At 71.4% G+C, this 22,311-nt stretch carries 16 protein-coding genes; 5 read left to right on the top strand and 11 right to left on the bottom strand.

The window, feature by feature from the left end; translation table 11 throughout:
• Positions 1-5: 5 nt before the first annotated feature.
• The 6 genes from KALB_RS44930 to KALB_RS34485 form a co-directional block, all read right to left on the bottom strand.
• The gene (locus KALB_RS44930) at positions 6-3,578 is read right to left on the bottom strand and encodes a glycosyltransferase (protein WP_025360226.1); all 3,573 of its coding nucleotides are present in this window, start codon (positions 3,576-3,578) and stop codon (positions 6-8) included.
• Positions 3,575-5,008 (bottom strand): glycosyltransferase family 4 protein, encoded by a 1,434-nt coding sequence (locus KALB_RS34465; protein WP_025360227.1) that lies wholly within the window; start codon positions 5,006-5,008, stop codon positions 3,575-3,577. The genes KALB_RS44930 and KALB_RS34465 overlap by 4 nt, the downstream gene beginning before the upstream one ends.
• Positions 5,005-5,706, bottom strand: coding sequence for a glycosyltransferase (locus KALB_RS34470; protein WP_035968231.1), 702 nt, complete (start codon positions 5,704-5,706; stop codon positions 5,005-5,007). Before KALB_RS34470 ends, KALB_RS34465 begins: the two co-directional genes overlap by 4 nt.
• 535 nt (positions 5,707-6,241) lie before the next feature.
• On the bottom strand, positions 6,242-6,910 hold the full coding sequence (locus KALB_RS34475) for a DUF2461 domain-containing protein (protein WP_025360229.1): 669 nt from the start codon (positions 6,908-6,910) through the stop codon (positions 6,242-6,244).
• A gap of 96 nt (positions 6,911-7,006) precedes the next feature.
• The gene (locus KALB_RS34480) at positions 7,007-7,876 is read right to left on the bottom strand and encodes a cation diffusion facilitator family transporter (protein WP_025360230.1); all 870 of its coding nucleotides are present in this window, start codon (positions 7,874-7,876) and stop codon (positions 7,007-7,009) included.
• A complete protein-coding gene (locus KALB_RS34485; protein WP_025360231.1) occupies positions 7,873-8,187 on the bottom strand; it encodes an ArsR/SmtB family transcription factor in 315 nt (104 codons plus the stop codon). Before KALB_RS34485 ends, KALB_RS34480 begins: the two co-directional genes overlap by 4 nt.
• A gap of 114 nt (positions 8,188-8,301) precedes the next feature.
• On the opposite strand from KALB_RS34485, the gene KALB_RS34490 reads away from it, so the two are divergent.
• Entirely contained in the window at positions 8,302-9,192 is an 891-nt protein-coding gene (locus KALB_RS34490; RefSeq protein WP_025360232.1) for a TIGR03619 family F420-dependent LLM class oxidoreductase, read from the top strand.
• A gap of 64 nt (positions 9,193-9,256) precedes the next feature.
• Here the strand turns inward: KALB_RS34490 and KALB_RS34495 are convergent, their stop codons facing one another.
• On the bottom strand, positions 9,257-10,021 hold the full coding sequence (locus KALB_RS34495) for a bestrophin-like domain (protein ID WP_025360233.1): 765 nt from the start codon (positions 10,019-10,021) through the stop codon (positions 9,257-9,259).
• Positions 10,022-10,262: 241 nt separating this feature from the next.
• Here KALB_RS34495 and KALB_RS48895 point away from each other — a divergent pair, with 241 nt between their 5' ends.
• Positions 10,263-11,234, top strand: a complete 972-nt coding sequence (locus KALB_RS48895; protein WP_201771852.1) for a DUF6923 family protein — start codon at positions 10,263-10,265, stop codon at positions 11,232-11,234.
• 48 nt (positions 11,235-11,282) lie between these two features.
• On the opposite strand, the gene KALB_RS34505 is transcribed toward KALB_RS48895, so the two are convergent.
• The 4 genes from KALB_RS34505 to gltB form a co-directional block, all read right to left on the bottom strand.
• Positions 11,283-11,693 (bottom strand): hypothetical protein, encoded by a 411-nt coding sequence (locus KALB_RS34505; RefSeq protein ID WP_025360235.1) that lies wholly within the window; start codon positions 11,691-11,693, stop codon positions 11,283-11,285.
• Positions 11,694-11,824: 131 nt separating this feature from the next.
• Entirely contained in the window at positions 11,825-12,904 is a 1,080-nt protein-coding gene (locus KALB_RS34510; protein WP_025360236.1) for an HNH endonuclease signature motif containing protein, read from the bottom strand.
• Positions 12,905-13,115: 211 nt separating this feature from the next.
• Entirely contained in the window at positions 13,116-14,624 is a 1,509-nt protein-coding gene (locus KALB_RS34515; protein WP_025360237.1) for a glutamate synthase subunit beta, read from the bottom strand.
• Positions 14,617-19,188, bottom strand: coding sequence for a glutamate synthase large subunit (gltB, locus tag KALB_RS34520; RefSeq protein WP_025360238.1), 4,572 nt, complete (start codon positions 19,186-19,188; stop codon positions 14,617-14,619). The genes KALB_RS34515 and gltB overlap by 8 nt, the downstream gene beginning before the upstream one ends.
• A 335-nt stretch (positions 19,189-19,523) precedes the next feature.
• Here gltB and KALB_RS34525 point away from each other — a divergent pair, with 335 nt between their 5' ends.
• Genes KALB_RS34525 through KALB_RS34535 form a run of 3 tightly spaced genes read left to right on the top strand, consistent with a single transcriptional unit; the run spans position 19,524 to position 22,238 of the window.
• Positions 19,524-20,450 carry an ABC transporter substrate-binding protein gene (locus tag KALB_RS34525; RefSeq protein ID WP_025360239.1) on the top strand — a complete coding sequence of 309 codons (927 nt, stop codon included), beginning with the start codon at positions 19,524-19,526 and terminating at the stop codon, positions 20,448-20,450.
• 4 nt (positions 20,451-20,454) lie between these two features.
• The gene (locus tag KALB_RS34530) at positions 20,455-21,465 is read left to right on the top strand and encodes a FecCD family ABC transporter permease (RefSeq protein WP_025360240.1); all 1,011 of its coding nucleotides are present in this window, start codon (positions 20,455-20,457) and stop codon (positions 21,463-21,465) included.
• Positions 21,462-22,238, top strand: a complete 777-nt coding sequence (locus KALB_RS34535; RefSeq protein ID WP_025360241.1) for an ABC transporter ATP-binding protein — start codon at positions 21,462-21,464, stop codon at positions 22,236-22,238. Before KALB_RS34530 ends, KALB_RS34535 begins: the two co-directional genes overlap by 4 nt.
• The last annotated feature ends 73 nt before the right edge of the window (positions 22,239-22,311 follow it).

Genomic DNA, 22,311 nt, shown 5'->3' on the forward strand with positions numbered 1-22,311 from the left:
GTGGATTACCGCCTTGCGAGAGTCGTGGTCGGGAGGAGGTCGTCAAGCCAGGTGAGCAGTGCCGCCTGGTCGGTCAGCGTGGGCAGGCCGTGTTCGGCCAACAGTGCCTGGGCCTTGGGCTCCCAGGGGAAGCCGATGCACGCCGTGCCGGTGGCCAGCGCGAAGACCAGGGCGTGGAAGCGCAGCCCGAGCACGCCGTGGGCCTGGCCGATGACCGCCTTGGCCAGCGCGGGCGCCAGGTTCGGCCCCACCACGGGCACCGGCACCCCGGCCAGCTCGGACACCAGGCCCGCCGCCGAGGTGTCGCCGTACGCGCTGTCTCGGCCGTAGTCGGCGTGGTCGGACAGCGCGATCGCCACCACGCTGCCGCCGCGGTCCACCCACTGGCGGGCCGCGAGCGCCATCGTGTCCACAACGGACTCGTTCTGCTCGGAGTTGGTGCCCGCCTTGGGGGAGAGCACCAGCAGCGGCCGGTCCAGGTCGACCCCGGCGCGAGCCAGCTCGGCGCGGGCCAGCGCGGGCTCGGCCGAGGGCAGCTGCCAGGCCAGGTCGCCCACGCAGGGCACCGGCCTGCCGATGTCCAGGGTGTGCAGGGACAGCTCGTCGCGCACGGTGAGCCGCCCCCGGCGCGCGGCCCGCCGCAGGGCCGCCAGCGTGCCCGGCGGCATGCCCGCGTAGACGCCGATCGCCACGTAGGCCACGTCCCGCCCGAGCCGGCCCACCCACTCCGCCACGTGCGGCAGCAGCCGGACGAGCCGGGGCAGTCCGGGGCCGAACATGCCGCCGCCGACGATGACCAGCCCGTCGCAGCGCAGCAGCGCGGGTAGGGCCCCGGCCACGGTCATCGGCACCGCGGGCACCCCGTGCACGGCGGTGACCGCCGCGGGGTTGCGCGAGATCACCGTGACCTCGGCGTCACCGTCCAGTTCGGACAGTGTGACGGCCAGCAGGGACTCGTCCCCGGTGTTGCCGTTGCCCACGTTGCCGACCACCGCGAGCCGACGGCGCCGACGGCCGCGGGTCCGCTCACGGCCCAGATCGGACAGTTGCGCGTGGACGGTCGGCGGCCCGGACACGACCGCGGCCCGGTAGAACTCGGCCTGCCGCTCGGCGAGCAGGTCCCAGTCCCAGGCGCGGGCGGCCTGCCTGCCGAGCCGACCGGCACCGGCCAGCCAGGCCTCGTCCTGGTAGCGCTCGGCCACGACCCGCGCGAAGGCGGCCACGTCGAAGGCCTCGACGAGCTGCCCGCACTCGGCCGGGATCACCTCGCGCAGGCACGGGATGTCGAAGGCCACCACGGGGGTTCCCGAGGCCAGGGCCTCGACCGCCACGATGCCGAAGGTCTCGAAGCGGGAGGGCACCACGGCCAGCCGGGCCGAGGCGAGCAGTTCGTACTTGTCCCGGCCGCTGACCCAGCCCGCGAACCGCACCCGGTCGGCGATGCCCAGCTCCTCGGCGAGCTGGCGCAGCCTGCCCTCGTCCGGACCGGTCCCCGCGACGACCAGGGTGCCGCGAACCTGTTCGCTGACCGACTTCCACGCGGTGAACAGCAGGTCCAGGCCCTTCTGCGCGATCTCCAGCCGACCGATGAACACCACGTCCTCGCCAAGGCGTGCGCTCGGCGAGAAGGCCAGCGGGTCCACCCCGTTGCCGATCACCGTCACGGAGATCCGCTCGTTGTACCCGCGCAGCCGCTCGGCAACGCCCTCCGAGACCGCGACCACGCTGTGGTGGCGCCGCACACCGAAGCGCTCCACCGGCGTGAACGGCAGGTGGTACTCGCGCGACTTCTCCGCGGCGTTGAGCCACTGCACGACGCCCACCGTGGGCCGTCCGGTCCACAGTGGAGCCGCCATCGAGGAGATCGGCGCGAAGAAGTCCTCCACCACCAGGTCTCCGCGGTGGCGCCGCACCGCGAAGGGCAGGCCCAGCACGTAGCCCAGGGTGCGGGTGGCCCGGTTGCCGCCCTTGCCGAAACCGACGTGGCAGTACCGGACCCCGTCCTGCACCCGGTCCTGGCAGCCCGGGAACCGGGTGGTCAGCACGGTGACCTCGTGCCCCTGGGCGGCGAGCCTGCGGTTGATCTCGTGCGTGCGCAGCGAGCCGCCACCGGAGCCGGGCATCGCCGGGTCCTCGAACCCCAGGTGCAGCACGCGCAAACCCTTGATGGGCTCGGGTTCCTTCGGCTTGCCGCGCTTGGCGGCCACGAGGACGAAGGCACCGGCCACGAGCACCACGGGGACCCACAGCAGCGGCACCTCGTGCACCAGCCACAGCACGAGCAGCAGCGCCCCGGCGGACAGGACCGCGCGCAGCGTGGCCAGGATCGAACCGGGCGGCAGCAGGTTGGCCGCCAGCACGGCGAGCACCCCACTCACCAGCACCGAGCCCAGCGCGGCGGCGATCGCCAGCCCGGTCGCGCCGCCGAGCGCCCAGCCGCCCACCATGCACGACAGCAACACGACCACCGTCACCGCCAAGCCCGCGACGCAGCGCCGGTACCGGCCCAGCGCCAGCAACAGGATCGCCAGCATGCCCACGGTGCCGTAACCCAGACCCGTCAGCGCGAGCCAGGGCAGCAGGTGCAGGGAGCCCAGGTAGCGCGCGGGCAGGACCAGTGCCACCAGCGAGCTGGGCACCGTCGCCAGCACGGCAGCCGCGGGCAGCGCCAGCCACGCGAAGGAGCGCGCCATGGACGCGACGGCCCCGTGCAGGCGGTCGGCGGAAACCGTTCGCAGCAACGGGAAGCTGACGACCGTCACCCCGGTCGCCACGTAGACCGGCCCCTTGGCCAGCGTGGCGATCGCCTGGTAGCTCGCGTCGCTGACGGAGTCGGCGCCCAGCACAGCCACCAGCACCACGTCGACACCGACCACAGTGGACACCACGAGCTGGACAAGTCCTATTCGGACGGTCTCGGTCCACCGCGAGCGGTCCGCTGGCGCGCCGAGCCGGGCGCCCAAGTCCCTGCGCAGCCACCAGATCCCGGCCACGAGCACCAGTGCGGCGCCCGCGATGAACCCGGCCACCCCACCAGCCGTACCCAGTCCCGCGCGCACCGCCACGGTGCTGACCACCAGCCGCAGGGCCACCTCGGCCACCGACATGCCCGCGTAGGCCGTGAACCGGGACTCGCCCTGCAACCAGCCCCACACCGGCATGATCGCGAACAGGGAGAAGCCCGCCAGCCCCACGGTGATCGCCGCCGCCGGGTTGGTGAACAGCCAGGCGATGCCGGTCAGCACCACCATGGCCGCCAACCCCACGCCCAGCGAGACGGTCAGCGCGAAGCCGACCGCGGACTTGCGGCCCGCCGAGCCCCGCGGGTTGGCGCGGATCTCACGGGACAGCGGCAGCGGCACGAGTGCGCTGGCCGCCACGCCCACCGTGGTCAGCAAGGCCTGCGCCGCGCTGTAGTCGCTGTACGCCTTGACCTGCAACAGGTTGGCCATCAGCAGGCCGCAGGTGTAGCTGAGCACGCCGACCAGTCCGGAGGAGACCGCCAGCACCATGCTGCTGCGCAGCACGGCCTGCTCCCCGGGCGCCGCGCTCGACGGCTTGCTCGCGAGTTCGCTCACGCGGGGTCCTCCAGACCGGGCACGGCCGGTGCGGTGAGGAAGCCCGGTGCGCCCAGCGGCCCCGCGAGCAGGTCGTACCGGTTGGCCAGGCGCAGGTTCGCCCCGGACACGCCGAGCCGGTCCAGCACCGTCATCGCGTCCACCTCGTCGCAGCCGCCGAGCAGCACGCCGGTGCACCGCCCGTCGCTGCGCACCTCGTCGGTCGCGCGCAGACCCGCCGCCAGTGCGGGCAGTTCGCTGTCGGGCAGGGTCGCCACGGTGGTGATGTCCGAACGGGCCTCCCGGCGCTGCGGGCTGCCCACGGCGCCGATCTCGTAGGCCAGCACGGCGGCGAGCAGTTCGGCGCTGCGGTCCCAGGAGAAGCAGGCCGCCCACGAACGGCAGCGCTGCGCCACAGCCTCGGCCCGCACCGGGTCGGCCAGCTCGCGCAGCGCGGTGACCATCGCCTCGGCGTAGTCCTCGGCCCGGTCGACGAGCCAGCCGGTGTGCTCGTGCACCACGGAGTCGCGCACCCCGGGCACCTTCAGCGCCAGGCAGGGCACGCCCCAGGCCGCCGCCTCCAGGATCGAGCAGCCCCAGCCCTCCCCCGCGGAGGTGGAGGTGGTCAGCCAGGCCTTGCTGAGCAGGTCGTCGCGGACGGAGTCGGGCTGGCGGCCGTGGAAGGTCACCGCGGAGTCGAGCCCGAGCCGCTCGGCGTACGCGGTGAGCGCTGCCAGCTCCGAGCCCCCGCCGACGATGTTCACCTTCAGGTCGGGGATCTGCGCCAGCACGGTGACCAGGCTGTCCAGCAACAGGTCCACCCGCTTGTGCGGCACCAGCCTGGTGACCAGCGTGACCACCGGGCCCGGTTCGCGGGCGGCGGCCGTGCCCAGCACCGGGTGGGTCCCGTTGGGCACGATGCTGATCGGCCCGCGCAGCCCCAGCCGCCTGCGCAGTTCCTCCCTTGTGGACGGTGAGACGGCGGCGATGGCCCGCCTGCCGTACACCGCGCGCGAGGCCGGTCCCTCCAGGAAGCGGCCCACCGCTGCCATCGGCCGGGAGAAGTGCGTGGCGAACTGGTCCTGGTGCACGTGGTGCACCACCTGGACCACGGGCATGGCCGCCCCGGCGAAGAGCGGGGCGAAGAACGGGATGCCGTTCTGACAGTCCACAACGGCGTCGAAGCGCTTGGCCCTGGTCGCCATCCAGGCGGCGGCGCGCGGGTACACCGACAGCGCTCCCCCGGTCCGCAGCACCTCGATGCCGTCGATCATCTCGCGTGCCTCGGCGCCGGGCGCGCGGGCGGTGAGCCAGGTGACGTGCACGTCCTGCTCGACCCAGCGCCTGGCGATCTCGTGCATGTACTGCTCGGCACCGCCAGCCTGCGGGTGGCGCACGTCGCGCCAGTTCAGCACAAGAATCCTGTTGCCGTGCAACAGCTTCACACTCATCGATGAGCTCCCCGGTACAGCCGGAGCAGTGCGGTGAAGGAGGCGAGTCCGTCACGCAGCGGGCGGAAGGTGGATCGGGTGTCGTCGCGCCAGGCCACCGGCAGCTCGACGATGCGACCACCGTCGGCCTGGACCTGGCGCAGCAACTCCACGTCGAAGGCGAAGCCGTCCACCCGACAGCGCAGCAGGGCGGACTGCACCGCGCTGCGCTGGAAGAACTTGAAGCCGCACTGAGTGTCGCGCACCTTGGTGACCAGCGGGCGGGCCAGCGCGCGGAAGGCGGAGCCGCCGACCTTGCGGCCCAGCGAGCGCGGGTGCACGAAGCTGGCGCCGGGCGCGTGCCGGGAGGCGATGGCCGCCTCCGCACCGCTGGTCAACTCGGCCACGGCTCTGGCCAGGGTGTCCAGCGGGGTGGACAGGTCGGCGTCCACGAAGCCCACGAAACGCGCGCTGCTGGTCAACAGGCCACGGCGCACGGCGGCGCCCTTGCCCGGACGCGAACAGCCGATGACCACCACCTCGACCGAGCCGGTGTCGAGTTGGTCCACCACCGCGGCCGTGCCGTCCACGCTGCCGTTGTCCACGACGACAACGCGGCTGGTCAGCGGCAGTCCGGCGAGGTAGTCCACGGCCGCGCGCAGGGTGTCGGGCAGCCGGGTGGCCTCGTTGTAGGCGGGCACGATCACCTCGAGGTCCACGACGGAACGCCGGGTGGAGGTGACGGACGGCAGAGCGTCCGATAACACAACTGACACGGGCATGGGAAGGGCCACGGACGAATCTCCTTCCGGGAGACACGGGGACGGCGAACCTTCTGGCGACAAGCGACAACGGCCGCGCCAGCGCGAGGAGACGGCTATCTAGCCGAGTTGTGGCACCACTGCCGAGTCATGGCGACTGTCCATCCACTGACGTGACTCTGATGGCCCCCAAGACCACCAGGCAGGGAATTTCCGCAGCTCACTGCCACAGCAGTCCACTTCGACCGCTGCCGCACACTGCGTCGTTCACCCGTTCGGGGCACTGTGAGGTTTGCATATGCCGGAGCGTCACACAACCCCACTTGCGTAGGTCACCACACTTCGTTGCCCCGTTAACAGAACTTCCGCGCGTGAACCGTCAACCCGTGTTACCGGGTTTTAACTGCGAGGAAAGCTCTCACGAGGGCGATCCAGCGCAAAAAGGTGAGACAGACGTGCGAGTTCTTCATGAATTCACACAACTGCCCGCCGGTCACCGCCGATTGTGGCGCTGATCACTCACGCCCACGTGGTCGGCCGCCCACTCGTTGAACGCGCGGACCTCGCGCCACGCCTTGCGCACCCGCGCCAGGCTCCCGCGCTCGTGCAGCACGTCGTCCGGCTCCCACACCCGGACCGCGTAGACCGACTTGTACCGGAGCAGCTCGATGCGCGGGTGATCCACCTCGAAGCCGCGGGGCTTGCTCCTGAGCTGTTCCCCCCGGATCTGCCAGCCCGCCCGCCGCAGCTTCGCCAGGATCTTCTCCAGCGCCTGCCCGCGCCGGTCCTCGTCCACCGCCGTGCGGTACCTGGCGAGCTGGTCGGCGGCCAGGTGGAAGCAGCCGCCACCGACCATCAGCCCCTCCGGGCCGACCTGCACGTAGTAGGCCCCGCCGCCGCGGCCCTGTTCGATCACCCCGCCGCAGTGCGTCTTGTACGGGTGCTTCTCCTTGCTGAACCGGACGTCCCGGTACGGCCGGAACACCTTGGGCGTGCCCAGCCCGCCGAACTCCGGCTCCAGCTCGGCGAGCAGCGCCTCCATCGGCGCCCGCACGTCCGCCGCGTAGACGTGCTTGTTGTCCTCCCAGTACGGCTTGGAGTTGTCGGCCTCCAGGCCGTCGTAGAAGTCGATCGCGTGCTCGCCGAAGCCCTGGAACGTCACGTGCAGCACCCTACGACGCAGCACCGACAAGTCGGCGGCAGCACCGCTTCACCTCAGAGCGGCTGGCGGATCGCCAGCGCCTCCTGTTTGGCGCCGTCACGCGTGCGCGGGGCAGCCCGGCCGGGGACCCGCGTCCTCCACCTGGAACGAGCTGTGCGCGATGCCCCACCCCTGCCGGACCCGGGCCGCGAGCCGGTCGATCAGGTCCGGGCCGGACTCGCCCACGACGTGCGCGGTGAGCACCGGCGAGCCGGAGGTGACGGTCCAGACGTGCAAGTCGTGCACCCCGCGCACGCCGGGCTCGGCGAGCAGGTCCGCGCGCAGTCGCACGGGGTCGACGCCTCGGGGCACGGCCTCCAGCAGCACGGTCACGGCCTCGCGCAGCAGCACCCAGGCCCTGGGCAGGATGGCCACGCCGATCAGCGCGGAGGCGATGGCGTCGGCCCGCTGGAACCCGGTGAGCAGGATGACCAGTGAGGCGAGGGCGGTGGTCGCGGCGGCGAGGGCGTCGCTGAGCACTTCGAGGAACGCCGCCCGCACGTTGAGCGATTTCCCTTGCGCACCAAGCAGGAGCAGCACGGAGCAGGCCATGCCCGCGCTGGCGAGCAGCGACACGAGCAGCATGCCGCCGGAGCTGACCTCGGGCGGCTCGGCGAACCGCTGCACGGCCTCGACCAGGATGGTGATCCCGATGCCGGTCACCAGCACGGCGTTGACCAACGCCGCCAGCACCTCGGCGCGCAGGTAGCCGAAGCTGAACCGGGCGGTGGCGGGCCTTGCGGCCAGCAGCACCGCGATCAGCGCCAGCAGCACGCCCAGCGAGTCCACGCCCAGGTGCACGGCGTCGGCCAGCAGCGCCAGCGATCCGGTGAGCAGCCCGCCGACCACCTCAACGGCGATCACCGCGCTGGAGATGGCCAGCACCAGGCACAGTCGGCGGCGCTGGTCGGCGCGAGCGGCGCTCATGAGGACACCTCGACTTCGTGTCCGGCGCCCGCGGCGAGGCCGAGTCCGGACAGGTCGGTCAGCGCGTGCGCGATGCGCTCGTCGAGCAGTTGGTAGCGAGCGCGCCGCCCTTCGTGCGCCACCGTGACGATGCCGCACTCGCGCAGGCACTGCAGGTGGTTGGACACGTTCTGCCGGGTGGCGCCCAACTGTTCGGCGAGTTCGGCCGGGTAGGCGGGGCCGGGCAGCAGCGCGAGCAGCAACCGGCAGCGGGTGCGGTCGGACAGTGCGCGGCCCATCCGGACCAGCGCGTCCAGGTGCGTCTCGGTCATGTACCAAGTTTGATACAGCAGCCGCTGTACTGTCAAGCGTTCGCTGTACTGTCCTCGGAGGGGCAGAATCGGTGGGCGCGGACAGAACTGAACAGAGCCAGCTTGGAGGCACCCATGCGGATCGGCTTCTCCCTGCCCCAGTTCGGAATGGCGGGCGAGCGCCCCGCCGACGTGGTCACCTTCGCGGTCGCCGCCGAGAAGGCCGGGGCGGACAGCCTGTGGGTGGGTGACCGGCTGCTCAGCCCGGTGGACCCGAGCATCGGCTACGGCATGAGCGGCCCCGGCCCGTACCCGAGGGAGTTCCGCCGGGTGCTCGACCCGCTGACCCTGCTGACCGCCGCGGCGACCGCCACCACCCGGGTCCGGCTGGGCACGCACGTGCTCTGCGCGCCCTGGTACCCGCCGCTGCTGCTGGCCCGCACGCTGGCCTCGATCGACCAGCTCAGCGGCGGCCGGGTGGTGCCGGGCTTCGGGGTGGGCTGGTCCCCCGAGGAGTACGCGGCGGCCGGGGTGCCCATGGCCGAGCGGGGCGCCCGCCTGGACGAGGTGCTCGACGTGCTCGAAGCCGCGTGGTCGCAGGAGGTCGTCACGCACGAGGGCCCGGGCAGCACGATCGCGCCGAGCTGGATCGACCTCAAGCCCGCCCACCGGCCCAGGATCCACCTGGGCGGGTTCGCCCCGGCCGCGCTGCGCAGGGTCGGCCGCCGAGCCGAGGGCTGGCTGCCCGCGGGCGCGGTGCCCGGCCTGGACCCCGCGCAGTACGCGGGACCGCTCCAGGTGATCCGGCAGGCCGCCGAGCAGGCCGGCCGCGACCCCGGCGCGATCGAGGTGGTGCTGCGGCTGAACCCGAGGAAGGGGTCCACGGTGGACAACGTGGTGGACACGCTGCTGGCGGCGCGCGACACGGGCATCGTGGACGAGGCGATGGTGGAGCTGGTCTACCTCGCCCCGGAACTGGAGCAGTCCCTGGACGTGGTCGGCCAGGTGCTCACCCGGTTGAGCTGACCGCACCTGGCGGTCGGGGCCGCGCGACGCGGCCCCGACCGACCGGAGCGGAGGGTGTGCGGGCTCAACTGAGCCTGCTCAGGGCATCGCTGAACGCCTCGGGATCCACGTTCGCCCCGCCGGTGAACGGGCTTTGCATCTGATAGATGGCGTAGAGCACAAGAGTGATCGTGGCGGCGAAGAGTGCCACCGTGAGTACGTGCCGGATAATCCGGGTACCGCCGAACAGGTAAGCGAAGGCCACCGACATGAGTGCACCGATGATGAGGGCCAGCCACACTACGGTATTCACCCCGCTGCCGTCAGCCGCGTCCAACCTGGTCTGACGGGCCTGGTACACGGTCCACAACTGGTTGGCGGCCTCGGTTTTGCGGTCCTTGAGCCATTCGTCGTCGGTGCTCGCGGCCTCGGTAATCGCGTCGTGCAATTGCGCGAGCTGCTGGGCCCCAGGACCGGTGACGGCCTGCTCCTGGCGCATCTGGGGCCATTCCTGGTCACGTACGGTGGTGGCGTACCGACGTGCTAGTTCGTGAATCTTCGACTTGGTCGGATCGGGCAGGGAATCACCCGCCCAGGTGACCGCGACCAGCGCGTTGGCCTCCTGCTGCGCCCCGTCGTGCGCCGCGTTGGTCGCGTCGAACAGCGAGATCAGCACAAATGCGACGAGCACGGCGTGCAGACCTGCGACAATCGTGAAGACGGCACTGGTGGCCTCGTTGCCGATGGACCTCCCATCACCTGACGTGCGACGGTGGAGTAACGCGGTGAGCCCACCGCTCACAATCGCGGCGCCGAGTACCCAGAGGATACCCTGCAGGTAGATGTCCATTCAGCCTCCTGCGTCTGGTGGACGATTAGATCACCGTCTACGGTGTAACCGTATCCGCCAACCCGTTGAACCAGGAAACCGGTGTCTCGTGACAGTAATTCGCCGTTGCGTGGGAATAGCGTTACCCGTTCTAGCGATGGCGGCCTTCACGCCCACCCCGATGGCCGCCGGTACAGCAACCGAATGTGATGCCTTCCAGGTCCGAATGGGTGAGCACGAGACGCGGGCCACGCTGAGTCGAGTGAACGTGCTCTCCGGTGCAACCGAACAGCTCAAGACCTTGCCCTACGGGGTGAACGCGATCGGGTACGCCCGTGGCCAGGACCGGGTCTACGGCATCGGCAACGAGGGCCACGTCATCAGCATCGACCGGTCCGGTGCCGCCACCGACCACGGGCAGGTACGCGGGGTCCCCCGCGGTGACCTGGCCCTGGCCACCGCGGGCGCCATCGGCGGCAACCTGCTGTTCGTGCGGCTGGACGACCGGCTGTTCACGATCGACGTGGCCCCTGGCAGCGCCACCTTCCTGTCGGTGGTGCGGGTGACCCGGCTACGGCCCGGTGACTGGGTGGAGAACCTGGACGACTTCGCCTTCGACGAGGCCGACGGCCTGCTCTACGGGGTGTCCACCGGGCTCGGCGGACCCGCGGCGGTCGTGAGCGTGGACCCGGTCAGCGGGGCGGTGCGCAAGGTGTCCACGCCCAGCGGGCTACCCGACCACGGCTCGTACGGGTCAGCGGTGATCGACTCGGCGCGCACGCTGCACGTGCTGAACAACCGGTACCACGACCACAGCGTGCTCTACGAGATCCCGCACGGCGCCACCTCGGCGCGGCAGGTCGCGCAGTACCCGGCCACGAACACCTCGGACATGGCCGGGTGCCTCGGCGTGCCCGCGCCGCCACCACCAACCACCACGCCCCCGCCGACCACCGTGCCACCACCACCGCCACCACCGGTCGCGCCCCCACCGCCACCACCGCCCGCACCTGCGGTGGTCGTGCCGCCGCCACCGGTCGTACCGCCCAAGCCGGAGCCGCCCGCCCAGGTGCCCAGCACGAAGCGGCCCCAGTCCACGCCCAAGCCGAAAGCAGTAGCCAAAGCCGCCAACACCGAGGTCACCAAGGAACGGCGCTGGGCCATGGCCACGCTCGTGCTGGTCCTGGGCGCCGGTGCGGTCGCGACAAGCGCGGCCCGCGCGCGAGCCAAGTAGCGGTCCAGGCCCAGGGAATTGCCCACCCCTGGGCCTGTGCCGCGCCGGTCAGCCAGCCTGATCGGTGAGCGCGGTCGTCACCGAGGTGAACGACCAGGTCGTGCCAGCCGGGATGCCCTCCCAGTCGGCGGTGACCGCGAAGCGCTCGCCGATGTACTGGCCGCTGGCCGGGTCGAGGATGATCTCCTCGCGCTGCTGTCCGTCACCGGCGCTGACCGCGAAGCCGGTGCGGCCGTCTGAGTGCCCCGCCCGCGCCGCGAGATAGCCGTGCAGCTCCGGTTGCTGGTTCCCGTTGGTCGGTTGCTGGTTCCCGGGGTTGCCGGTTCCTGGTTGCCGGTTCCCGTTTGTTCGTCGGTCGCCTCTACTGATGGCTTTGGACAGCGGGTGGGTCTCAGCCTCGGCATTCAGCCGCCGGTTCCCCGGCCGGTCACCGCTACCGAAGCCACAGCCTTCAGCCACCGGCGTCCCAGCCCGATGACCGGGGCCTCGACCTCGCTACCCCGCCACCGGTTCCGTGGCCGGTCGGCCCGGGTGGCGGCGGTGCCCTTGGTTTCGCCATATGGCCGCAGGTTCCCCGTCGCGCCCGTCCGTCATGGCGGGTCCGGTTCCGCGATGGCCTTCGCCCGGGTCTCGTACTCGAACCCCAACGGCGTGACCCACCGCCGCACCCCATCAGCACCCCGGGAGAACCGGTACCGGCCGATCGTCTTCAGGTAATGATGCACATCGCAGAACGGCCCCAGATTCCGCTCATCCGTCACACCACCCGAGGCAAAACCCCGCGCATGATCGATCTGACATTCCCCGACTGGCCGCATACACCCCGGCGCCTGACACACCCGATCCCGCACCATCACAAAATCCCGCAACGCCCTCGGCGGCCGATACCGCCTCCGACCAACACCAATCGGCATACCCACCTTGTCAGTGAGAACCTTCCGCCAATCACCCTGGCTGGCGATTTCCCGAGCGGTGTTCGCCTCAACCGGGCCAACACCGGCGACATAACCAGGTTCGGAGGTCAACCCCAGCAGGGTCGTAGCGGAAACCGTGACATCAGTGCACACAGTGACCGGACGACCACTACCCAGCATCCGATCAACGACCACATCGGCCTGCTTCTCACCCCAAGAACGATCATCGTCCAGGGTTTCCGCATCAGCGTTGATCTGGTCGAACAGTTGCCGTCCCCGCACCGCGTCCAGGTAGGCGGTCAGTTCAGCCATGCCGTCGGGCATCGACCGGTACCGCACCTCGGACCGCTTCACCGCCTTGACGTGCCGGATCTCCGCGCCGAACGGGTCGACCAGGCAGATCAACCGGTCCGCCTCGGCCTTGAGTTCCCTGGAGTTCAGTTCGGCGGCGTCGGCTAGCCTGGCATCCACCCGGCGGGCCTTCTCCGAGTCCAGGTTCTCGGTGCGCTTACGCACCACCTCGAACCGCTCCAGATCCAGCAACCCGTCTCGCAGCAAACCAGCCAATACCGGCAACCGATCCAATGCCGCCGCCTGCTCCTGAAGCCGCCGAGCCCGTCCGAGTGGAATGCGCAGCAACAGCGCGATCTCATGAGGATCATCGATCTCGGCGGCGCAGCAAAGTAGATCGAATTCGACGGACGCGAGGCGTTGCCACGCCTCCAGCATCCGCTCCGCGATCTCCCTCTGCCCCATGCCACCATTCTACGCCGAATGGCCGCCACGGAAGGGTGAAACACGGCGCTGAAGGCCGTCACCGAAAGGCAAGCCCTAGGGGTGGTTTTTCCTGGGTGGCGATGGGCTTACGCTCGTCGGCGAAATCGGGGCGGCATTCCACGCCCCGACTACCCCGATTACAGCCCATCGCCAGGGCCCCAGGACAAACCGCCCCGGAACAACAGGCGGCTCACACCACCGCGAGCGGCAGCAGGTTGGGCCGGACCGGTGCGGGCAGTTCCGAGGAACCGGTCAGGTAGGTGTCGACGGCGTTGGCGACGGACCGGCCCTCGGCGATGGCCCACACCACGAGTGAGGCCCCGCGGTGTGCGTCCCCGCAGGCGAAGACCCCCGGCGAACCGGTCTGCCAGTCGGCACCGACCGACAGGGTGCCGCGCCCGGACAGGGACAGACCCAGGCCGTCGAGCAGCGGCATGTGTTCGACGCCCTCGAAGCCGATGGCGAGCAGCACGAGGTCGGCGGGAACGACCTCGACCTCGTCCGAGACCGGGACGACCTCGCGCCGACCGGTGGCGGGGTCCTTGTGCACCTTGACCTGGCGCAGTTCGACCGAGCGCACGTGCCCGTCCTCGTCACCGACGAAGCGCTGCACGGCGACGGCGTACTTGCGCTCGCCGCCCTCGTCGTGCGCGGGGTAGTTGCGCACGATCAGCGGCCAGGTCGGCCAGGGCGAAACCTCGAAGTCGCGTTCGGCGGGCGGCTGCGGGTACTGGTCGAGCTGGACCACGCCAACAGCGCCCTGGCGGTGCGCGGTGCCCAGGCAGTCCGCGGCGGTGTCCCCGCCACCGATGATCACGACGTGCTTTCCCGCCGCGTCAACGGAAGTCGGCCCGTCGCCCTCACAGGCCCGGTTGGCGGGCACCAGGTGCTCCATCGCCAGGTGCACACCGGCCAGTTCGCGCCCGGGGATCTCCGGTGCGTCCCGGCTGCGCAGCGCACCCACGGCGAGCACCACGGCGTCGTGGGTCTCCCGCAGCTGCTCGACCGTGAGGTCGACACCGACCTCGCAGCCCGTGACGAAACGGGTTCCCTCGGCGCGCAGCTGCGCGAGCCGCCGGTCGAGGACCTTCTTCTCCATCTTGAACTCGGGGATGCCGTACCGCAGCAGGCCGCCGAGCCGGTCGTCCCGCTCGTACACGGTGACCTCGTGCCCGGCACGGGTCAGCTGCTGCGCGGCGGCCAGCCCCGCGGGACCGGAGCCGACCACGGCCACCCTCCTGCCGGAGGCGACGGCCGCGGGCTGCGGCGGAACGGCGGCGGTCTCCCAGGACACGTCGGCGATGGCCTGCTCGACGCGCTTGATCGCAACCGGCCCACCGGCCGCGGGGGTCGCGGACAGCACGCAGCCCGCCTCACAGGGCGCGGGGCACAGCCGCCCGGTGAACTCCGGGAAGTTGTTGGTGGCGTGCAGCCGCTCCCCGGCCTGCGCCCAGTTCCCGCGCCGCACCAGGTCGTTCCACTCGGGGATCAGGTTGCCCAGCGGGCAGCCAGCGGTCCCGGAGTGGCAGAACGGGATGCCGCAGTCCATGCAGCGCCCGGCCTGGGTGCGCACCTGCTGGTCGCGCTCGGGCCCGGACAGCTCGGCGTAGACCTCGTTCCAGTCCCCGATCCGCTGCGCGGCGGGCCGCTTGGCGGGCTCGCTGCGGGAGAACTTCAGAAAGCCGTTGGGGTCAGCCACGGGAGGCCTCCATGATCGCCTGGTCCACGTCACGGCCCTCGGCGCGGGCCAACCTCATCGCCTCCAGCACCCGCTGGTAGTCGCGCGGCATCACCTTGGTGAACGCCGCCGACCGGCGCGGCCAGTCCCCGAGCAGCGAGGCGGCCACCGCGGAACCGGTCAGTTCCTGGTGTCGCTGCACGGTTTCCCGCAGCCACTTCAGGTCGTCGGGGTGCGGGCGCTGCAACTCGACCATGTCGGTGTTGACCAGCATCGGGTCCAGCTCCAGCACGTACGCGATACCGCCGGACATGCCCGCCGCGAGGTTGCGCCCGGTCGGGCCGAGCACCACCGCGCGCCCGCCGGTCATGTACTCGAAGGCGTGGTCGCCCACTCCCTCGGCGACCGCGACCATGCCGGAGTTGCGCACGCAGAACCGCTCGCCGACCCGCCCGCGCAGGAAGATCTCCCCGCCGGTGGCCCCGTAGCCGATCACGTTGCCCGCGATCACCTGCTGCTCGGCGGCGAAGGGCGCGTCGGCGTGCGGTCGCACCACGATCCGCCCACCGGACAGGCCCTTGCCCACGTAGTCGTTGGCGTCACCGATCATCTCCAGCGTGACGCCCCGTGGCAGGAAGGCGCCCAGCGACTGGCCAGCCGAGCCGGTGAGCCGGACCTGGATGGTGTCCTCGGGCAGGCCGTCCCCGCCGTAGCGCCGGGTGACCTCCGAGCCGAGCAGGGTGCCCACGGTCCGGTTCACGTTGCGCACGGGCAGTTCCATGCGCACCGGGTGGGCGTCCTCCAGCGCGGCCTCGGCCAGCTGGATCAGCGTGCGGTCCAGGGCGTGCTCCAGCCCGTGGTCCTGCCCGCGCAGCCTGCGGCGGGCCGAGCCGTACCGGGTGTCGGCGGGCACCTCGAACACCGGGGACAGGTCCAGGCCCCGCGCCTTCCAGTGCCGCACGGCCTCGTCGGTGTCCAACAGCTCCGCGTGGCCGACGGCCTCGTCCAGGGTGTGGAAACCCAGTTCCGCCAACAACTCCCGCACTTCCTCGGCGATGAAGTGGAAGAAGTTCTCGACGAACTCGGGCTTTCCGGTGTACCGCTCGCGCAGCACCGGGTTCTGCGTGGCCACGCCAACCGGGCAGGTGTCCAGGTGGCACACGCGCATCATGACGCAGCCCGCGACCACCAGCGGGGCCGTGGCGAAGCCGAACTCCTCGGCCCCGAGCAGCGCGGCGATCACCACGTCCCGCCCGGTCTTCATCGCCCCGTCCACCTGCACGGTGATCCGGTCCCGCAGACCGTTGAGCATCAGGGTCTGCTGGGTCTCGGCGAGGCCGACCTCCCAGGGCGTGCCCGCGTGCTTGAGCGAGTTCAGCGGGGAGGCGCCGGTGCCCCCGTCGTGGCCGGAGATCAGCACCACGTCGGCGTGCGCCTTGGCCACACCCGCCGCGACCGTGCCCACGCCCAGTTCGGACACCAGCTTCACGTGGATGCGGGCCCGCTCGTTGGCGTTCTTCAGGTCATGGATCAGCTGGGCGAGGTCCTCGATGGAGTAGATGTCGTGGTGCGGCGGCGGGGAGATCAGGCCGACCCCGGGCGTGGAGTGCCGGGTCCTGGCGATCCACGGGTACACCTTGTGCGCGGGCAGCTGACCGCCCTCGCCGGGCTTTGCGCCCTGGGCCATCTTGATCTGGATGTCCTCGGAGTGCACCAGGTACTCGCTGGTGACCCCGAACCGCCCGCTGGCCACCTGCTTGATCGCCGAACGGCGCGCGGGGTCGTGCAGCCGCTCGGGGTCCTCCCCGCCCTCACCGGTGTTGGAGCGCCCGCCGATCCGGTTCATCGCGATCGCCAGGGTCTCGTGCGCCTCGGCGGAGATCGAACCGTAGGACATGGCCCCGGTGTTGAAGCGCTTGAGGATCGACTCGACCGGTTCGACCTCCGCCACCGGGATGGCGGGGCGCTCGCCGGTGCGGAAGGAGAACAGCCCGCGCAGCCCGCCGCCCTCGCGGACCAGGCGCTCGACCTCCTCGGTGTAGCGCTGGTACACCTCGCGGCGGCGGGTCTTCGTGGCGTGCTGCAACAGGAACACCGTCTCCGGGGTGAACAGGTGCAGCTCGCCCTCGCGGCGGTAGGCGTACTCCCCACCCACGTCCAGCCTGCGGTGCGCGCGGTCGGCGGGGTTGTCCGGGTAGGCCCTGCGGTGCCGCACGGCGACCTCGGCGGCCAGCACGTCCAGGCCCGCACCGCCCAGCTTCGAGCTGGTGCCGGTGAAGTACTCGGCCAGCACCTCGTGGGACAGGCCCACCGCCTCGAACACCTGCGCGGCGGTGTAGGCGCCCACGGTGGAGATGCCCATCTTGGACATGATCTTGAGGACGCCCTTGACCAGCGCGCTGACGTAGCGGCGGATCGCGGTGGCGGGCTCCACCCCGGTGATCGCGCCCTGGCTGATCAGGTCCTCGATCGTCTCGAAGGCCAGGTACGGGTTGACCGCGGCGGCGCCGTACCCCAGCAGGGCGGCCACGTGGTGCACCTCGCGGCAGTCACCGGTCTCCACGACCAGCGCCACGCGCAGCCGCTCCTTGGTGCGCACCAGGTGGTGGTGCACCGCGGCGACCAGCAGCAGCGAGGGGATCGGCGCCATGCGGTGGTCGGAGTCGCGGTCGGACAGCACCAGGGTGCGCGCGCCGGCGGCGATGGCCTCGCTGGCCTGCCTGCGGATCCGCTCGATCGCGGCGGCCAGCGCCTCGCCGCCACCGTCCACTTCGTACAGTCCGTTGAGGACACTGCACGCGTAGCCCGGCAGGTCCCCGTCGTCGTTGACGTGGATCAGCTTGGCCAGCTCGTCGTTGTCGATGACCGGGTAGGGCAGCCCGATGTGGCGGCAGGAGGCCGGTCCCGGCTCCAGCAGGTTCTGCTCGGGGCCCATCACCCGGGACACCGAGGTGATGATCTCCTCGCGGATCGCGTCCAGCGGCGGGTTGGTGACCTGCGCGAAGTTCTGCACGAAGTAGTCGTAGAGCAGCCGGGAACGCTGGGAGAGCGCGGCGATCGGCGTGTCCGAGCCCATCGAGCCGATCGGCTCGACCCCGTTCTCGGCCATCGGCGAGAGCAGGATCCGCAGCTCCTCCTCGGTGTAGCCGAAGGTGAGCTGGCGGCGCACCACCGACTCGTGGCTCTGCACCACGTGCTCACGGTCGGGCAGGTCGGCGATCTCCAGCAGACCGGCGTGCAGCCACTCGTCGTAGGGCAACTCGGCGGCCAGCCGGGACTTGACCTCCTCGTCGTCCACGATGCGCCCGGCCACGGTGTCCACCAGGAACATGCGGCCCGGCTGGAGGCGGCCCTTGGCCACCACGCGGTGCGGCGGCAGGTCCAGCACCCCGGTCTCGCTGGCCAGCACCACGCGGTCGGAGTCGGTGCGCCACCAGCGGGCCGGACGCAGGCCGTTGCGGTCCAGCACGGCGCCGACCAGCTCGCCGTCGGTGAAGGTCACGCAGGCCGGGCCGTCCCATGGCTCCATCAGGCTGGCGTGGAACTGGTAGAAGGCGCGGCGCTTGGGGTCCATCGTGGCGTGGTTCTCCCACGCCTCCGGGATCATCATCATCACCGCGTGCGGCAGTGGGCGCCCGCCCAGGTGCAGCAGCTCCAGCACCTCGTCGAAGGACGCGGAGTCCGAGCCCTCGGGGTCGCAGATCGGGAACAGCCTGGCCAGGTCGCCCGGGATCAGCGAGCTCTCCAGCAGGGCCTCGCGGGCCCGCATGCGGTTGCGGTTGCCGCGAATCGTGTTGATCTCACCGTTGTGGGCGACGTACCGGAACGGGTGCGCCAGCGGCCAGGACGGGAAGGTGTTGGTGGAGAACCGGGAGTGCACCAGCGCGATGGCGCTGGCCAGCCTCGGGTCGGTCAGGTCGGGGAAGAAGGCGGGCAGCTGCTCGGTGGTGAGCATGCCCTTGTAGACCAGGGTCCTGCTGGACAGCGAGGGGAAGTAGGTGCCGCACCCGGCGACGACCGTGTCCCGCTCGGCGCGCTTGCGCAGGCCGAAGGTGAGCCGGTCCAGGTCCACCCCGGACGGACATCGCCCCTCGGCGTCGGGCAGCCCCGCCACCACGAGCATGGCGAAGTGCGGCATCACCGACTGCGCCGTTGGCCCGACCTCGGCGGCCTCGGGGGTCACCGGCACCTGGCGCCAGCCGAGCACGCGCAGGTTCTCCTGCTCGGCGATCTGCCCGATCAGCTCGACGGCCTTGTCCCGCTCCTGCCGCTCGGCGGGCAGGAACGCGATGCCCGCGGCATAGGTGGACCGCCCCTGCCCGTCCGGCTCGGGCAGCTCGAAGCCGCATTCGGCGCGCAGCAGCTCGTCGGGCAGTTGCAGCAGGATGCCCGCGCCGTCACCGCTGGTGGGCTCGGCCCCCGCGGCACCGCGGTGTTCCAGGTTGGCCAGCGCGGTCAACGCGTCGACCACGATGTCGTGCGATCGCCGTCCCCGGATGTCGGCCACCATGGCCACACCGCAGGCGTCCTTCTCCTGCGTCGGGTCGTACAGGCCCTGCTGGCCTGGGATGGCGGAGAAGATCACGACAACACCCTCCCGTCGTCCTACATCGAAATTCCTGGGACAACGGTGGCCCGTGATTGACGAAACCTTAACAGTCGCGAAACGCGAAGGCACCCGCAAACGGGTGAGTTACCGCGGCACTGCGTAACGATCTGGGCTACCCGGACGACATTGACGCGGACATCCGCCAGAAGTTTCGGTGCGCGAAGCATAGCCGACACACCGGCAACGCGCTTGTGACGATCCGGCGACAGAACGTGCGATCACCGCCCCGGGTGCGGTGATCCCCGTCACAGGGCGTTAACGCTGGTAGCGTCCCTGTTCGCCCTCCGCGACCCACTCACTGGCGAGGAACCATGACGCCGCACCGCCGCACGCTGTCCGCCCTGCTGCTGATCGGGGTGCTGGCGCTCACCGGCTGCGCCACCCACGAGCAGCCCGCGCCCGCACCGGACCAGGGCTCGGCGTTCCCGGTGACGGTCACGCCCAAGGGCGGCCAGCCGCTGACCCTGACCGCCCAGCCCAAGCGGATCATCTCGCTCAGCCCCGCCAGCACCGAGGACCTGTACGCCATCGGCGCGGGCGGCCAGGTCGCGGCCGTGGACAAGCTGTCGAACCACCCGGCGCAGGCCCCGCGCACCGACCTGGACGCGTACAAGCCCAACGTGGAGGCCATCGCGGCCAAGAGCCCGGACCTGGTCGTCGCGTACTACGACGCGAACAACCTGGTCAGCGGCCTGCAGAAGCTCAAGGTGCCGGTGCTGGTGCTGCCCGCGGCGAACAGCCTGGACGAGGCCTACGAGCAGGTCTCGCTGCTGGGCAGGGCCACCGGCCACGCCGCCGAGGCCGACAAGCTGGCCGCCCAGCTCAAGGCGCAGATCGCCGAGGTGGTGGCCAAGACGCCCAAGCCCGCCAGGCCGCTGACCTACTTCCACGAGGTCTCCGCGGACGGCTACACGCTGACCGCCAAGACCTTCGCCGGGCAGGTCTACTCCCTGTTCGGGCTGGGCAACATCGCCGACTCGGCCAGCGCGGCGGGCCCCTACCCGCAGCTGTCCGCCGAGCAGGTGATCAAGGCTGACCCCGACCTGATCTTCCTGGCGGACACCAAGTGCTGCCAGCAGAGCCCGGCCACGGTGGCCGCCCGCCCCGGCTGGGGCACGCTCAAGGCCGTGCGCGGCAACGGGGTCGTGGCGCTGGACGACGACGTGGCCTCGCGCTGGGGGCCGCGGGTGGTCGACTTCGCGCGGGCCGTGGGCGACGCGGTGAGCAAGGCCCACTGAGGCCGTGTCCACCCCGACCAGGCTCGCCTGGTGGCACCTGCTGGCGGCCCTGCTCGTCCTGCTGCTCGTGGCGACCGGGGCGGTGCTGCTGGGCGCGGTCGACCTCGGCCCGCAGCGGGTGCTCGGTGAGCTCGCGGCCCAGCTGACCGGTGGCCGCTCGCCGCTGACCGAGCAGGAGGCGGCGGTGCTGTGGCAGCTGCGGCTGCCGCGCGTGGTGCTCGCCGGGCTGGTGGGTGCGGCGCTGGCCTGCTCAGGGGCCACCTTCCAGGGCGTGTTCCGCAACCCGCTGGCCGACCCGTACCTGCTGGGCGCGGCGGCCGGTGCCGGGCTGGCCGTGACGGTCGTGGTGGTGCTGGTCCCGCAGACCCCGGCCGCGCTGGTGCCGGTGGCGGCGTTCGCGGGCTCGCTCGGCGGGGTCGGCCTGACCTGGGGCATGGGCCGCACCGCGGGGCCCGGCACGGCGACCCTGCTGCTGGCGGGCGTGGCCGTGGCCTCGTTCCTGACGGCGATCCAGACCTTCGTGCAGCAGCTGAACACCGTGACCCTGCAACGGGTCTACGGCTGGATCCTGGGCGGGCTGGCCACCACGGGCTGGAGCCAGGTGGTGCAGGCGCTGCCCTACATCGCGGTGGCGGTCGTGGTGCTGTGCGCCTGCGCGGGCCTGCTGGACGTGCTGGCGCTGGGCGACGAGGAGGCGGCCTCGCTGGGTGTGCGGCCTCCCGTGGTGCGGATGCTGGTGCTGGGGGCCGCCTCGCTGGCGACGGCCGCCGCCGTGTCGGTGAGCGGCCTGATCGGCTTCGTGGGCATCGTGGTGCCCCACCTGGTGCGACTGCTGTTCGGGGCCAGCTACCGGGTCGTGGTCCCACTGTCGCTGGCGGGCGGCGCGGTGTTCCTGATCGCCGCCGACGTGGTGGCCCGCACCGTGCTGGCCCCCGCCGAGCTGCCGATCGGGGTGGTCACGGCCTTCGCGGGCGCCCCGTTCTTCGTGCTGGTGCTCAGGGCCAGGCGGGCATGACCCGGCTCGAACTGCGCGGGGTCGGCGCGGGCTACCGGGGCCGGCCGGTGGTCTCGGACGTCTCCCTGGAACTGCCCGAGGGCAGTTGGCTGGCGATCATCGGTCCGAACGGGGCTGGCAAGTCTACCCTGCTCAAGTCCGTGGCCGGGCTCGTGCCCGCCACCGGCGAGGTGCTGCTCGGCGGCCGGGCCCTCGGCTCGCTGAGCCAGCGCGAGCGCGCGCGGGAGATCGGGTACGCCCCGCAGATCCCCGCGCTGCCCGAGGGGTTGACCGTCACCGACTACGTGCTGCTCGGCCGCACCCCGCACCTGGGACCGCTGGGCCGTGAGGGCCACGCCGACCTCGTCGTGGTGGCCGAGGTGCTGGGCCGCCTCGACCTCTCCGCGCTCGCCAACCGTCCACTGAGGACGTTGTCCGGCGGGGAACGCCAGCGGGCCGTGCTCGCGCGCGTGCTGGCCCAGCAGACCGGGGTGCTGCTGCTGGACGAGCCGACCACGGGGCTGGACATCGGTCACGCGCAGGCCCTGCTCGAACTCGTCGACACCCTGCGGCGCGCCGACGGCACCACGGTGGTCACCACGTTGCACGACCTCACCCTGGCCGCCCAGTACCCGGATCGCGTGCTGCTGCTGGACTCCGGCCGGGTCGTCGCCAGCGGGCCGCCCGCCTCGGTGCTCACCGCCGACCGGCTCTCCGAGCACTACGCCGCCCGCGTCACCGTGCTGACCGCCCCCGGCGGCGACCAGGTCGTGGCGCCGATCCGAACACCGTGACCCCCAAGCACCGCGTGTCGGCGCTTGGCGGACCGCGTGTCGGACGTTTGCGGACGGTTTCCCAGCTCGTGGG

The sequence above is a fragment of the Kutzneria viridogrisea DSM 43870 genome, assembly GCF_000525635.1.
In the GTDB taxonomy this organism is placed as follows: Bacteria; Actinomycetota; Actinomycetes; order Mycobacteriales; family Pseudonocardiaceae; genus Kutzneria; species Kutzneria viridogrisea.

Excerpts from the sequence above, each read along its gene's own strand:
- KALB_RS34465 (WP_025360227.1), bottom strand. The coding sequence starts at position 5,008 with ATGAGTGTGAAGCTGTTGCACGGCAACAGGATTCTTGTGCTGAACTGG.
- KALB_RS34480 (WP_025360230.1), bottom strand. The coding sequence starts at position 7,876 with ATGAGCGCCGCTCGCGCCGACCAGCGCCGCCGACTGTGCCTGGTGCTG.
- KALB_RS34485 (WP_025360231.1), bottom strand. The coding sequence starts at position 8,187 with ATGACCGAGACGCACCTGGACGCGCTGGTCCGGATGGGCCGCGCACTG.
- KALB_RS34490 (WP_025360232.1), top strand. The coding sequence starts at position 8,302 with ATGCGGATCGGCTTCTCCCTGCCCCAGTTCGGAATGGCGGGCGAGCGC.
- KALB_RS34495 (WP_025360233.1), bottom strand. The coding sequence starts at position 10,021 with ATGGACATCTACCTGCAGGGTATCCTCTGGGTACTCGGCGCCGCGATT.
- KALB_RS34510 (WP_025360236.1), bottom strand. The coding sequence starts at position 12,904 with ATGGGGCAGAGGGAGATCGCGGAGCGGATGCTGGAGGCGTGGCAACGC.
- KALB_RS34525 (WP_025360239.1), top strand. The coding sequence starts at position 19,524 with ATGACGCCGCACCGCCGCACGCTGTCCGCCCTGCTGCTGATCGGGGTG.
- KALB_RS34535 (WP_025360241.1), top strand. The coding sequence starts at position 21,462 with ATGACCCGGCTCGAACTGCGCGGGGTCGGCGCGGGCTACCGGGGCCGG.